The following is a 13,553-nucleotide window of genomic DNA, read 5'->3' on the forward strand; positions in this document are numbered from 1 at the left end:
ATTACTCCTCTTGATTATCTTCTCTTTGCTTTACTTCAAGATTGCTGACGACGCAAAGCGCTCCCTCCAGCGTATCTGAAGTTGTACCCGCTACCTCTACAACAGACTCAGTACCGGCAGGTGCAGCACCAGGCACTCGGAAATTCGCCACATCAAGCGGTTCGATGGCTACTTCCTCTGGCTTCTGAAGCTGAGGCACCCACTCATACGGGACACGGTAAGCACGATATACCATATTGGCGTTAAAATTATTTTTATACGGAGAGATGTACTCCCACACGATTTCGTGCTCACTTGTTACCTCGAACAGCCTGCCATCAGCTCCTTCAGTAATCAGCGTGTTTCCATTGGGCAGACGCTGCGCAGAACTAATATAAGGGCTGTAGAAGCGGTATGAATCCGTTGGCTCATTAAAGCCAGCCTTCGTCGGTGTATACTCCCATTCTATTTCTAATGTGACAGGATTAATCTCTAGCACGCGAGAATGGTCACGCACCGCATGCTTTAAGCCATATGGTGAGGCAGGATTAGGCAAGCCATAGCCTCCCCAGCCGCCATTATCGAATACTAGCAAGTTGCCTTCACCCGGCAAGCCCTTTGGAATGATGTGGGCATGATGCTGTCCAATAATCCAGCCAAGATGCTTCAACTCGGGCAAGGAGTAATCTGGACCAAGTCTCCAAACAATTTCCCCTGTCTTCTTATCTGTTATGGCAATAATATTCGATTCTCGCGCATCCCATATAATATTGTCTGGATGGAAGCGTTCATCTCCTGCATCGTAAAACTTATTCGGACCTACATAGGAGGCAGAGTTAATATGCATCCAGTCGCCATCTGCTTCACTACCAAAGGAGCGTGCATTCGGGTTGCGGAATAACACATTTTTCGCCGCCTCATCAAAGCCAAGCTCGTCAAAATGATCACTCACACTCCAGCTCCAAAGGATGTTCCCCGTATAATCTACCTCAATAATGAGATCATCAAGCAATCGTTTATCAGAAATTTCCGGCTTATGCACATTACGATGTGCTAGAATGAGTGTTTTGCCTGAATCTGTCTTAGGCTCTTGTCCTGGTGCATAATAACCCACTGGACTACCTTCGCGCTGATAATCATGATGCTGACGTGCCATCCATTGCGGCTCCTGCTCAGGGTCTTCAATATATTCCAGCTTGTCAAACTTCCATACAATATTGCCATCGAAGTCAACCTGCGCGAGATTCGCTTCATCCTGAAAGCCAAAGCGCGGGTCTCGCTGCTTCGTACTGCCAAGCACATAGCCACCTGGGAAAACCTTATTCGGAAAGCCTCTTAGCCCTTTCCATAGATGAACCTCTTTACCGTTCATGTCAATGAGCAAAGCTCCTACGCCTGCTGCCTGATAAATCGTAAAGCCACTCCATGCCTTTTGTGGGTTATAAATCGTAGCTCCTGTTGGATAAATGGTTGGATGTCCCATCATTAACACTCCTCGTATATAAAATTAATAGGTTAAGTATTGCTCGCTGCCCCTCTTGACCATTGATGCATCCATATTCGAATGTACAGCGGCCAATATCTTATCCGACATGCCTTCAACATTTTCAATTAGCTTGCCAAAAATCCGAATCTGCTGAATGACCTCAGCTTCCGTTAAGCTGTTAAAGATAACATCGATATTGATCTGTCCGATCATATAGTGACGTTCTAAAAACTCCTTGCCCTTGTCAGTAATGTTTATCCCTCCTATGACTGGCACAAGAAAAAAGGCACCAAATCAGCTGCATCCTTTTAGAAGGGTAGCAATTGATTTCGTGCCTTTAGTCGTCTAATCGGCCGATATATTGACTTTCATCGCCAAATCATTTAGCGCTGAAGTTTTTAACATTCAAATGGTATTGGCTAAAATTTCTAATGTTAGATTACTCCAATAATTCCTATGTGTCAAGTGGGAATTAAACAAAAAAATAGTGCTGCTGTCTTTGAGCAACAGCAGCACTATTAAGCATAAAGTCAGCAGTCTACAGATAAGAGCAAACGTAATCTGTTACTTCCGTAACGACTAGCTTGAACTTTTCATTGGCCGCCACTTCGAATTGGCCCTCGCCTTTAATATGAAGCCACTCGGCTTGTCCAGGCAGTAGCACCTTTAATTCACCAGCTAATATTTCCATAATCTCAATTGTGTCAGTTCCAAACTCATACTCACCCGGCAGCATAATACCTAATGTTTTTTTCGTGCCATCAGGAAATACCACTGCACGACTTGTTACTTTTCCATCAAAATATACATTTGCTTTTTTGATAATTGAAACGTTATCGAATTGAGACATTCGGAATTTCCCCTTTGCTGATTGAATCGTCGATTCTTATTACACTAATGCTTTAATTTTGCTAACGACATTTTCCACAGTGAAGCCATATTCCTTGATTACGCGATCGCCAGGCGCTGAAGCACCAAACGTTTCGATACCAAGCACATCACCTTTGTCGCCAACATATTTATGCCAGCCCATTGGATGAGCCATCTCGATAGCAAGACGAGCTTTAACCTCAGGCAGAATAACAGAATCTTTGTACTCTTGAGACTGCTTGTCGAATAGCTCCCAGCTCGGCATGCTAATCACACGAACTGCGATTCCTTCTTCAGCAAGCGCTTTTTGAGCTGCAACTGCAAGCTGAACCTCAGAGCCTGTTGCAATAATTTGAGCAACTGGGTTTGCAGCATCGGACAGTACATAAGCACCTTTTTTAAGGTTTTCGCGAACGCCTTCAACGGTACCTTCAAGAATAGGAAGGTTTTGACGAGTAAGCACTAGCGCTACAGGAGCACCTGTGTTCTCAACAGCATACGCCCAAGCAGCGGATGTTTCATTCGCATCAGCAGGACGGATAACCGTTAGATTTGGAATAACGCGAATCGAAGCTAGCTGCTCGATTGGCTCATGCGTAGGTCCATCCTCACCAACTGCAATAGAATCGTGTGTAAGCACGTAAATCGCAGGAATGTTCATTAGTGCTGATAGACGAGCCGCTGGACGCAGATAGTCGGTAAATACGAAGAATGTACCCGCGTAAACCTTAAGACCTGCATGTAGAAGCATTCCGTTCATAGCCGCAGCCATACCAAACTCACGTACACCGAAGTAAATGTTACGGCCAGAGTAGTCCTCAGGACCGAAGCTTGCTTCGTCATTAATATGAGTCATTGTAGAACTTTCAAGGTCAGCAGATCCACCAACCAGGTTAGGCACCTGTTTTGCTAGACCGTTAATCGCTTTTCCGGAAGCTACACGAGTAGACATCGCTGCATCTTCTGCTTTATATGCAGGCAGCTCAGCATCCCAGTTTTGTGGAAGCGCACCAGTAGTCGCTAGCTCAAACTGCTTCGCAAGCTCTGGATGAGCAGCTTTATATGCTTCAAACATTGCACTCCACTGTGCATTCGCTTCTTCACCTTTTGCTTTCACTTCTGCAAAATGAGCGCGTACCTCGTCTGGCACGTGGAATTCATGATTCTCGTCCCACCCGTAATATTGCTTAGTAAGCTTTGTTTCTTCAGCGCCTAGTGGTGAACCATGCGTACCGCCATGACCACCTTTTCCGCCTTTGTTAGGAGATCCATAGCCGATCATCGTTTTAACTTCGATCAATGTTGGCTTGCCTGTCTCAGCTTGAGCAGCTGCAACAGCTTCCTCAATTGCTGCAAGGTCGTTACCATCTTGTACACGAAGCACTTGCCAGCCATAGCCCTCAAAACGGCTTTGTACTGTTTCGGAGTATGACAGTCCTAGCACACCATCTAGTGTAATGTCATTGGAATCATACAATACTACAAGCTTGCCAAGTTTTAAGTGACCTGCAAGAGAGGCTGCCTCATGTGAGATACCCTCCATCAAGTCGCCATCACCGCAAATCGCGTATGTAAAGTGATCAACAACCTTGAATTGATCTTTATTATATGTTGCACCAAGCTGTGCTTCTGCCATAGCCATACCAACCGCCATCGCGATACCTTGTCCAAGTGGACCCGTAGTCGCATCTACACCAGCCGTATGTCCAAACTCAGGATGTCCAGGAGTTTTTGATCCCCATTGACGGAATTGTTTAATCTCGTCTAGTGGAAGATCGTAGCCTGATAGATGTAGCAGGCTATACAACAGCATAGAACCATGACCTGCAGAAAGAACAAAGCGGTCACGATTAATCCAAGATGGATTTGCTGGATTGTGATTCATTTTTTTCGCAAAAAGCGTATACCCCATCGGTGCAGCACCCATCGGCATACCAGGATGACCCGATTTTGCTTTTTCAATTGCATCAATAGCTAATGTACGGATCGTGTTAATGGATAACTGATCTATTGATTTTTGAGAAACAGTCATTTCAGTTTCCTCCCAAGGTTTTATCTTTTGTAAAAAAACGTCGTTTTTCGTTAATTACGTTGAATATTGTACCATCTATTTTTAATTAAATACAACTGTCTTGTTCTGATGGACAAGGATACGATCCTCAAGATGCCATTTGACAGCGCGAGCTAAAACAACCTTCTCAATCGTACGACCAATACGCTTCAAATTCACAATATCATCACGATGTGTGACACGCTGCACATCTTGTTCAATAATCGGTCCTGCATCCAGCTCTTCCGTAACATAGTGAGCTGTTGCACCGATAATTTTTACGCCGCGTTTGTAAGCCTGTGCGTACGGACTTCCACCAATAAAGGCCGGTAGAAACGAATGATGAATATTAATAATTCGATTTGGAAATTCCTCAATAAACTTTGGTGGAATAATCTGCATATATCGTGCAAGCACGATCAGATCCGCTTTGCCAGACACCAGCTCCAAATGCTTGCGCTCAGCCTCCGCCTTCGTATCTGCTGTAACCGGTACATGGTAATAAGGGATACCGAACGATTCCACTTGATCCTTCATATCTAAGTGATTACTGATGACCATCGTAATATCAGCATCGAGATCGCCAGATTTCCACTGCCAGAGCAGCTCATTCAAGCAATGATCCTCTTTGGATACGAAGATCGCCAGACGCTTTTTGCGGCTTGCACGGAATGTGCTCCATTTCATATCGAAGCGGTCAGCTACACGGCTAAAGTCCTCAACAATCGTTGGTAGCTCCTTCTCCAGATCCTTTAGATCAAATTCAAAGCGGATAAAGAACATTCCGCCCTCTGGGTTCATCGTATATTGGTCAGATTGTACGATGTTCGCGCCATGCTCATGTAAAAACTGTGATACGGTTGCCACTATACCAGGACGGTCAGGGCAGGAAATTAGCATTCTCGCTCGATTTTCGTATTCGCGAGATGGTTGAGTTTGTGACATGATAACCTTCCTTTATCTACAATAATATTAAAACTTATCTACGCCAGACAGCGCAGCAATTAAGCGTTTATTCACTTCGCTTTCGCTCAGCTCCGAGCTTAAGGCATTTCCTTCAATAATAAGATCGTATAAACGCTCCAGCGGCTCACGCGGGTCTGCCTTTTTCGCTTTTGCGTCCTTTTTAAGAAGCTCCCAAATCTCTGCCGTGAACTGCTGAGGGTTGATTTCCTTACCTGCAAAGAAATGGTTTAGACGTTCAACATCTTCAACAAATGACGGACCAAAATGCTCAGCAACATTGCCGCGCAGCAGCGCAATCTCCACTTCATACATCGGTGCAGTCAGCTTAGAGTCCTTACCTATCCAAGGTGTCTCTAGAATAAATGGTCTACCTTTTAACGCTTCATGATGGACGATATTATGGATCGTCTGGAAGCCAATATAGCCCGAGCCGATCGGTGCGTGTCGATCCTTATGCGCAGCGATGCTGTTTTTACTGTCGTTAATATGAACAACAGCGATACGATCAAGACCAACAATGTCATCAAACTGCTGAAGAACACCATCAAGATCATTAACAATATCATAGCCCGCATCGTGAATATGGCAGGTATCAAGGCAAACCGTTAGTCGATCGTTGCGCTCCACCTTTTCGATGATTTGAGCAATTTCTTCAAAGGTACGACCAACCTCTGTTCCTTTTCCAGCCATCGTCTCTAGTGCGATGTTAACATTAGTCTCAGATGTACCCGATAGCACTTCATTCAAGCCCTCAGCGATGCGAGATATACCATAGGCCGCATCTTTATCCGTATAGGCACCTGGATGAAGCACAATGTTTTTTACTCCTATGTAATCCGTACGACGAATTTCCTCCTGTAGGAAAGAAACTCCTAGCTCGTATGTATTATCCTTATATGATCCGAGATTCACAATATAAGGTGCATGCACTACAATCTCATGAATGCCTGCCTTCTCCATTAACGCCTTGCCTTCTTCAATGTACATGGATTCAATCGGCTTGCGGCGGGTATTTTGTGGTGCTCCCGTATAAATCATAAAGGTGCTAGAGTCATAGGTAACAGCTTCTTTTACAGCAGTAACTAGACCTTTATCTGAAAATGACACATGCGATCCAATTTTCAACATGATATTTAACTCTCCTTCTGAGGCTAATTACACTTTATTGTAGTGCAAGCCTGCTGCATTCCGCAAGCGAAAAACAGCTTTATGGCTACATCTTACCCAACTTTCAACGATTCTAGCTAAAAAGGTGCCCAACCTGCAAGTTTCAGGCTATAATGTCAAATAGGAATAGCAAATTTTCGATGAGGTGAACGAACAAATGTCGGATTGGTTTATGTACTTCATTATATTTTGGGCAATCGTTATGCTCATTGCAATGGGCATCGGCGGATTCTTTATGTTCAGAAAGTTTTTGAAAATTATGCCGATGGGTGACGGTAAGTCTAAGCTCGATTGGCAAAACTACTGGGTTGAGCGAAGCCGCCATATGTGGACGGATGAAGCTAAGGAATTTTTAGCAGTGCTAGTATCTCCTGTACCAACTCCTTTTCGAGATATCGCTTCGCACTCCATTGCTGCACGGATTGGGCAGGTTGCCATAGAAAGCGGAGCAACAGAGGTTACGAAGGAGCACTGTATCGAAGGCTACATACGAGCGACGCCAAAGCGCGATTATAAAAGCTTAATCTCGTTTCTAAACAAGAAGCAAATCGACTATAGCCGCTATGAGCATTTAATAAATAAATAGAAATCCGCAACCTTTTCATAGTTTACAGCGTATAAAGAGGTAGACTGTGCTAAGGATATACTTTTCATGTGGAGAAAAAACGTAAAGTATAATCAACAGGCTCATGAGAAGTAAGGAGGTGGCTATTTAATGAAATGGAAGAATAGAATGAAGCGCACAGCCACAACTACAAGTGCCATTCTAATCGCTCTAATGCTTGCTGCTTGTAGCGATAACAACAACAATGCACCGACTACACCTACGGCTACACCAGACACAGAGCAAGAGCAAACCGATCAAGGAACTATTCCATCTGATAATTTGCCAGAGGACACTGGTGTACTTGACCCAGGAACACTGACTCCAGGTCAGGATGAACAAGGTTCAGATTCAGAGGATGGCAACAATACATCCAACGATCCCGAACTAAATGAATCAATAAGTGATGTTATTAAAGCTGAGGGCACATATATTGGTGCTGCTGATAGTCATACGGTAGAGATTCAAGTTGGCGAGAGTTATTTGGCGCTACAAGTTGACGAAGACCTGCAGCATATTATATCTGAATATCATGGTGACGAGGCGGTTAGCTTCGAATATGTAGAGAAAACATTCGGTGATTCTGGCACTAAGCAGTTATGGCTAGAGAGCATCGAAAAGAAATAATGTCTAAGCATAAGTAACATAAAAACGTCAAATTCAGATTCCTTCATGGAATGTTGAATTTGACGTTTTTTGTAGGCAGTTTGCTCATTTTGCTTTATATTGGACGATTCGAATTTTGAGTGTAACTGAAACTAAGAAACTTGAGGGACTAGAAGTCGTATATGAACCTAAATGAGAAAGGAGTGTGCACAATGGACTATAATGATGTGTATAACGAGAAGCTGATTGCCTCAGTAAAAGAAAAGTTGAATACCATTGCATTGGTGAGGTTAAAACGGTGAAGTTTTTAAGAGAACAAACAGGTATGTCATTGATAGAGGCAAAAAAATTTGTAGATGCTGTTAAAGCATAGTAGGCATAACTTAGAGAGAGTCACTAAACTGTGACTCTTGAATATGCACTTCTTAGCCTTTCACTAGCTCGTAGATCGGCCCTTCTGTGCTGCAGAGCTGCAGCTTGTCTCCTGCATGCAGTGGATAAGCCTTGTATGCAACCATAAGCTGGCCATTCAAATATGAACCGTTACGAGAGCCAACATCCTTTACCTGTAGTTTGCCTAGCTTCCATTCAAGCTCCACATGTACCCGAGATACCCCCTTTGCCATCTCCTGATAATGTACACCTTCCTCCGCACGTCCAATAAGAAAGGTACCTTCATCTATCATAATCCTATCCTCTTCACCTTGAAGACTTCGCACAAGCAGCGGCTGCTCGTTCAGCATGGCAGTAGCCTGCAGCTCGTCCAGCTTAACAGTTGCAAGTGATTGTTTAGCATTCGATTGCGGTCGGACGGACTCATTGAAGTTGCTTATCGTTTTCGATGCTGCAGCTTCCAGCATATTAGAGGGGGATATGGGTCGTTGTGCGGGAATAGAGTTCAATGAAGGAGAATCAGAACTCACAGTACCACTCGGTATACTTGGCGACAATCTAGCTGAAGCCTGGACTGCATGCTCTGTCATCAGGTCAAAGGCAATCGGTTCATTCAGCTTGCTTGCCGAAATCCAAGCCTTTACTGGCTTAAGAAGAACTAGCCCTACCAAAGCAAGCAGGCCGATCGTGATGCCACTGCATAGCAGCAACTGGTCAAAGCTTTGTTCTCCCGTATACAGCTTCATCCATGTTAAGCCAATCGCTGCTCCGACTACTGCTATGATGGCAACATGCTTCCACGTCAGCCGTTGCTCCTCTTCCTCATCATCAAGCTCATCATCATCTTCCTCTAATTCATCAACGTGGCGAAATTCTGGCTTCGGCGTCCCTGCTAATATGCTACGCACAGCACTTAGTTTGCTGCTCGCATGATCGCCTGGCTGTTCAGCATCAGTCAAGCTATCTCCATGTATGCGCTGATTGTTATAAAGCGGCGAAGCCTGCTGTGCTTTTTCTAGCTCCGGAGTTTGTGAGGTTGTCTGTGGCATCACCCTTTTTTGAGCATTGTCTTCGGTGCTTGTGTGCACGCTTGTACGCTGAGTTTGCTCGTGGATGAGATCTAGCAACAGCTGACGTAAAGGGTTAATCGGAAGCTCCTCCGTGGAAAGCAGCTGCAATATACGATGATATCCAGCAGCATCAAGATCGGTAACAAGTCCTGACCAACGAACAGCAAGCAGCAGCAGACTTTGACCCAGCTGTTCGGTATGCGGCTGCTGTAGAGGTAAATATACGATGCCTATTTTCTCTAGCGTTTCATCTATATATAGCATCTGCTCGTCAATTAAACAGCAGTGCGGACGAAGCATATAGTCATAGCAGGTTGCCAGACCATCCGCTAATGAAAGCAGCAGGCTGTAATAACGCTGCATCGACAGCTGCTCTGAACGCAGATGGTGCGACATTAAACGAAAGCCCTGAATCTGATAATTAAAGCTGATGTGATCATCAACCTCTAGCCAGCTCATCGGTAGTAATGTACGAATGGTATTATCGCTTAACATATTAAGTTCAAGCTCATGCAGATCAATGCGACGAAATGCTTCCTTACCTGAAATAACCATTTGGTGTCCATTATAATTAGTAAAATCAATATGTAATGACCTCATATATATCGCCCTCAGCTTAATTCAACGATAACAATTAAGCTGCAGCGCTCCCTCCTCCCTACTTAAACTTGAACGCCCGGAAACAGCCAGACGATCGCCATCGCTGGAGCAACTGCCAGCATAAATGGAAATTGATGAAGCTTAAATAAACCAAGCAGCATTAATCGCTCACTTGAGGGCACTTCTACTAATAGAGCATTTGAGTAAAAATGCTTGCGCTTTGTTAGCTTCAGCAGCGACTGATAACCGAGCAACAGCAAAGAAATCACCCCACCGAAAACAAAGGAAAGCACCATTAGCTGGATAATCATAGACACCCCAAGCAATGCTCCCAGTGCAGCAAATAGCTTAACATCACCAGCTCCAAGTCCTTTGCACCAATATAGAACGAGCATCGGAACAAAGCCTGTCAGCATGCCTAACAATGAAGACACTAGTCCATCTCCTCCTGCTATTAGGCTATGCCAGATGACTCCTGCTGAAAAGGCGCTAAGTGACAGCCAATTCGGTATTCTAAAGTTCGTTACATCATAATAAAGCGCTATGGCTGCTGTACCGATTGCAAGCCATAAATGGAGAGTCATCACCGTCATCCTTTCTATTCTTAGAGTACAAATCTTACTTTTTCACCTGAAAGGGCTTCTCCACCTTGTAATCCTTCTCAAGCAGCGTCAGTCGAAGCGTCCATATGCCTGGTGTTGTATTGCCTGATACATGCCATGTCCATTCCACTTCTCCCTTATCATTGGAAGTTGTCGTGCCTAGATTTTTAGCAACACTGCTTCCGCTTTTATAGATAACTTCCAGAGAGATCGATGAATTGGGCAATGTAGTCGCTTTAATTGTTGCTTTTCTTCCAGGCTTCAATGGATTAGGCTCTAACGATGTGATGTAGATATAAGCATCCTCTTCTTCCTCTATTGAGAAGGTTGCTGGGCGCGCATCCGGCAGCCATACTCGTTGTACAGCTTGTTCTCTTACCGATAGCCGGTGGCCAAAAAAGGGCAATGTAAATGGCAAGTCATATTGCAAAGCAACAATGACATTATGGTCTGTATAGTGAACAAGATCAGGAAGCTGCAAGTATACGAGCTTTACATTCTCCTCTACGAGTACAGAATAATCTTCGCCACCTATGATGATTCCTTCGAGAACATCACGTCCTAGAACGGTAGCTGCTAGATTGGCTGCTGGCCAATAATTCCCCTTTGAGCCCTCCTGCAGCAATACATCGAGCGGATGTGGCAGCAAGCTGCCAATCTCATATACAAGCTCGGACACCCCCTCCGCTGCATCACCAAAGTCCGCCTGCTCTCCTGACGACAGCTTTTCATTCACATAATCTCCAACTAAGGCAGCTGGATGCATATAGTTTGCTAGCTTTTGAGCAGATTGCGAAGCCAAATGCTGTAATGCCATTTGCGAGGAAATAGCTGTTATGACGGCATAAAAAACGAATAGAAAGGCAATAAACAGAGGCATGACAAGCGCAGCCTCGAAGGTTATAGAGCCTTCCTCTCTGTGCAGCCACCTGCAATCGCGCTTAATAGGACGCGGTAACCATTTCATAATTTTTATATTCATTGCCATCTACCTCGCTACCGGTTGAACTCAATATATTCGTTATTTGCGCAAGCCCAGGCATAGACCATAGCCTCATCGACATTTGTGCTGACGCAGTAATAGAGGTTGGAACCTGTAGCAGTGATAGGCCTGTATTCTGTTCGATCACTGCGACCATTCTTGATTTTCTCGCTGTCTTTCCCCCTACGTGAAGCAGTAAAAACAATCGTAAATATTGCTCATAGCTCACATCAATTGGTGCATATTTTGAGAGCACGGTCTTGCCATCATTGATCAGCTTCCTCATATCGCTTACTGCATGCCGTGCACCATATGCCACTGCAGCACTCAAAATAAGCAAAGGATGGCCAAGTGCACGATTCGCTATAAACCCCTCAATCGTTCGAATCGCAAACCGAACTGTAAAAATTTCTCCAAATGCCAGTAAAACATTGGCTATCGGCTCGTGGACACCGTATAAAATATATTCAATCTCTTGGTTAGAGGGCTCAAGCAGCTCAGGAGACAGCTCACCTTCGCTTATTTTTATGTCGCCAACTGGGAAGGCAGAAAACTTGCCCATAATATATTCATTGATATAGACCTCATCACGAACGGCAGTTGCTGCTGAGGCGAGGAGCTGCAGCACAGTTGACAGCTGTGAGGTTGATTGCTTTGCCTGCTCTTGTCCTTCGTGATCAAGCGGCAAAAGGTTTAACAACTCATCGACGGTAATGGCATTCCGTTCTTTATTGTATTGATATAGCTCACCGAGCTTCTCAAATTTCCCTCTCGCCTCCTGAAGATGCTCTCCTGACTCTAGCAAAGACATCAGCATGTGGAGAGATAACATTTCCTCCTCAAATTGCTCCTCATAATCACTCATTTGTGAGCGTATCGCTTGTTGACTATTGATGCTATCCTCCCATGTCTGCAGCAAGGTTGCAGGCGAGGAATATGCTGAACGGTATTGATTGATATGCTCTTGAAGCCTATTGCTGAGCTCCGTCGCCTCCTGCACTTCATCTGCACGTCCATCAATTAGATTGGGACTCTCAACAAGCCCATTAATGGTGCTAGCGAGACTTAATCCCCCTACGAGCACTTCATTCAGCTTATTATGCTGCTCAGTTGCTGCTTTGCGGTACTGCTTAAAATAATCTTCGCCTCGCAGCATCGTTTCATCGAACTGTACCTCATCAAGCTCATTTTCAAGCTGTGAGCGCCCACTTGTTTTTTGCTTTGATATCTCGTTAAGATAAAGCTCGTATTTAATCTGCATCGTCTGATCTAAGGCACTGGCTGTTTGCAGATGGGAGTCAATCTCCTCGGCAAGCTTGTTGGATTTATCAAGCAGGCTTTCTCCCTCATAAATGATCGTACTTGTCGTATTACTGGCCGTTCGCTGGTAAGAGCTAATCTGCGTATCGTATTTGCTGGCATCTTCAAGAAGCGACTGGAGCTGCTTCTCATCCAATGTATCGTAGTTTTGTTGAATCAGCTCATATATCCGCTGACCATGAGCTAGCCTTGAAATATATTGAGGATAGTAAATTAATGTGCTCGAGGTACCACTGCTTATTGCATTTTGCAAGCTGGATGTAAGCAGCTTGCCCAGCTGTTGCTGCAGGCTTAATGCTTGCTTAAGATGACCCTCTCGCTCCTCGTACAGCTTCTGCAGCTCAGCAATGATTGAAATCATGGCCTCGGCCTTGGTTACAGCGTCCTGGAGCGGAAGCCATTGCTCAAGCAGCTCAAGCGTGAAGTCGATGGGTCCCTTGTATTTCATCTCTTCTAGCACTTGTCGCTCGAATACATGATGCTGACCTAAGTATTCTGTCTCATAGATGGCTAGCTCTTCGATATGAGGAGCAGCGAAGTCACTTCCTTGATCAAGAGAAAACAGCGACAGGCTATTCATTAGGTTCAACTCAAGCGTTTGTCTGAACAGCTGCTCCGCATCCGATCCGCCTCTCCCAAACAGACCATACTTGGTATAGAGCTGTCGATCATATGCAGAGATGACAGATTGGGCGGACAGCTTTAATGCAGATTCCGTGGTGCGATGGAACAAATATATCCGAGACATATCTATAAGCACCATAAAAAACAAAATAAGCACCGTCATGAGAAGGGCACAAAATATGGTTACTGTCCCATCTTCGCGAAAAAACATAGCCTTCATATAAGGCACCTTCC

At 44.6% G+C, this 13,553-nt stretch carries 12 protein-coding genes; 2 read left to right on the plus strand and 10 right to left on the minus strand.

The features are described from left to right. Position 1: 1 nt before the first annotated feature. From NSQ99_RS15035 to NSQ99_RS15060, 6 genes are all read right to left on the minus strand, one after another. Positions 2-1,462 carry an aryl-sulfate sulfotransferase gene (locus NSQ99_RS15035; protein ID WP_340838808.1) on the minus strand — a complete coding sequence of 487 codons (1,461 nt, stop codon included), beginning with the start codon at positions 1,460-1,462 and terminating at the stop codon, positions 2-4. A 24-nt stretch (positions 1,463-1,486) separates the two neighbouring features. Next, a complete protein-coding gene (locus NSQ99_RS15040) occupies positions 1,487-1,741 on the minus strand; it encodes a hypothetical protein (RefSeq protein WP_340837523.1) in 255 nt (84 codons plus the stop codon). Positions 1,742-2,003: 262 nt separating this feature from the next. Then, the gene (gene ppnP, locus NSQ99_RS15045) at positions 2,004-2,315 is read right to left on the minus strand and encodes a pyrimidine/purine nucleoside phosphorylase (RefSeq protein ID WP_251666102.1); all 312 of its coding nucleotides are present in this window, start codon (positions 2,313-2,315) and stop codon (positions 2,004-2,006) included. 39 nt (positions 2,316-2,354) lie between these two features. Further along, the gene (gene tkt, locus NSQ99_RS15050; RefSeq protein ID WP_251666103.1) at positions 2,355-4,367 is read right to left on the minus strand and encodes a transketolase; all 2,013 of its coding nucleotides are present in this window, start codon (positions 4,365-4,367) and stop codon (positions 2,355-2,357) included. Between the two features lie 81 nt (positions 4,368-4,448). Then, a complete protein-coding gene (gene purU / locus NSQ99_RS15055) occupies positions 4,449-5,330 on the minus strand; it encodes a formyltetrahydrofolate deformylase (RefSeq protein WP_251666104.1) in 882 nt (293 codons plus the stop codon). Between the two features lie 27 nt (positions 5,331-5,357). Then, positions 5,358-6,479, minus strand: coding sequence for a deoxyribonuclease IV (locus NSQ99_RS15060; RefSeq protein ID WP_340837527.1), 1,122 nt, complete (start codon positions 6,477-6,479; stop codon positions 5,358-5,360). Positions 6,480-6,675: 196 nt separating this feature from the next. On the opposite strand from NSQ99_RS15060, the gene NSQ99_RS15065 reads away from it, so the two are divergent. Both NSQ99_RS15065 and NSQ99_RS15070 read left to right on the plus strand, forming a co-directional pair. Then, entirely contained in the window at positions 6,676-7,104 is a 429-nt protein-coding gene (locus NSQ99_RS15065) for a DUF2621 family protein (RefSeq protein ID WP_251666106.1), read from the plus strand. Between the two features lie 129 nt (positions 7,105-7,233). Further along, positions 7,234-7,749, plus strand: a complete 516-nt coding sequence (locus NSQ99_RS15070) for a hypothetical protein (RefSeq protein WP_340837529.1) — start codon at positions 7,234-7,236, stop codon at positions 7,747-7,749. A 404-nt stretch (positions 7,750-8,153) separates the two neighbouring features. Here NSQ99_RS15070 and NSQ99_RS15075 read toward each other — a convergent pair whose 3' ends face one another. The 4 genes from NSQ99_RS15075 to NSQ99_RS15090 all read right to left on the minus strand — a co-directional run bounded on the left by NSQ99_RS15075 (position 8,154) and on the right by NSQ99_RS15090 (position 13,539). Then, positions 8,154-9,791, minus strand: coding sequence for a DUF6382 domain-containing protein (locus tag NSQ99_RS15075; protein WP_340837531.1), 1,638 nt, complete (start codon positions 9,789-9,791; stop codon positions 8,154-8,156). Between the two features lie 62 nt (positions 9,792-9,853). Next, complete coding sequence (locus NSQ99_RS15080; protein WP_340837532.1) at positions 9,854-10,384, minus strand: A24 family peptidase; 531 nt, start codon at positions 10,382-10,384, stop codon at positions 9,854-9,856. A gap of 25 nt (positions 10,385-10,409) precedes the next feature. Next, positions 10,410-11,360, minus strand: coding sequence for a TadE/TadG family type IV pilus assembly protein (locus tag NSQ99_RS15085; RefSeq protein WP_340837534.1), 951 nt, complete (start codon positions 11,358-11,360; stop codon positions 10,410-10,412). Then, positions 11,335-13,539: a hypothetical protein gene (locus NSQ99_RS15090; RefSeq protein WP_340837536.1), complete on the minus strand. Its 2,205-nt coding sequence runs from the start codon at positions 13,537-13,539 to the stop codon at positions 11,335-11,337. The genes NSQ99_RS15085 and NSQ99_RS15090 overlap by 26 nt, the downstream gene beginning before the upstream one ends. Between the last annotated feature and the right edge of the window lie 14 nt (positions 13,540-13,553).

Source organism: Paenibacillus sp. FSL W7-1287, from assembly GCF_038004245.1.
GTDB lineage: Bacteria > Bacillota > Bacilli > Paenibacillales > Paenibacillaceae > Pristimantibacillus > Pristimantibacillus camelliae.

Coding starts and splice junctions, on each gene's coding strand:
- NSQ99_RS15085 (WP_340837534.1), bottom strand. CDS start 11,360: ATGAAATGGTTACCGCGTCCTATTAAGCGCGATTGCAGGTGGCTGCAC.
- NSQ99_RS15035 (WP_340838808.1), bottom strand. CDS start 1,462: ATGGGACATCCAACCATTTATCCAACAGGAGCTACGATTTATAACCCA.
- tkt (WP_251666103.1), bottom strand. CDS start 4,367: ATGACTGTTTCTCAAAAATCAATAGATCAGTTATCCATTAACACGATC.
- NSQ99_RS15075 (WP_340837531.1), bottom strand. CDS start 9,791: ATGAGGTCATTACATATTGATTTTACTAATTATAATGGACACCAAATG.
- NSQ99_RS15065 (WP_251666106.1), top strand. CDS start 6,676: ATGTCGGATTGGTTTATGTACTTCATTATATTTTGGGCAATCGTTATG.
- NSQ99_RS15060 (WP_340837527.1), bottom strand. CDS start 6,479: ATGTTGAAAATTGGATCGCATGTGTCATTTTCAGATAAAGGTCTAGTT.
- NSQ99_RS15070 (WP_340837529.1), top strand. CDS start 7,234: ATGAAATGGAAGAATAGAATGAAGCGCACAGCCACAACTACAAGTGCC.
- NSQ99_RS15080 (WP_340837532.1), bottom strand. CDS start 10,384: ATGACGGTGATGACTCTCCATTTATGGCTTGCAATCGGTACAGCAGCC.
- NSQ99_RS15090 (WP_340837536.1), bottom strand. CDS start 13,539: ATGAAGGCTATGTTTTTTCGCGAAGATGGGACAGTAACCATATTTTGT.
- ppnP (WP_251666102.1), bottom strand. CDS start 2,315: ATGTCTCAATTCGATAACGTTTCAATTATCAAAAAAGCAAATGTATAT.
- purU (WP_251666104.1), bottom strand. CDS start 5,330: ATGTCACAAACTCAACCATCTCGCGAATACGAAAATCGAGCGAGAATG.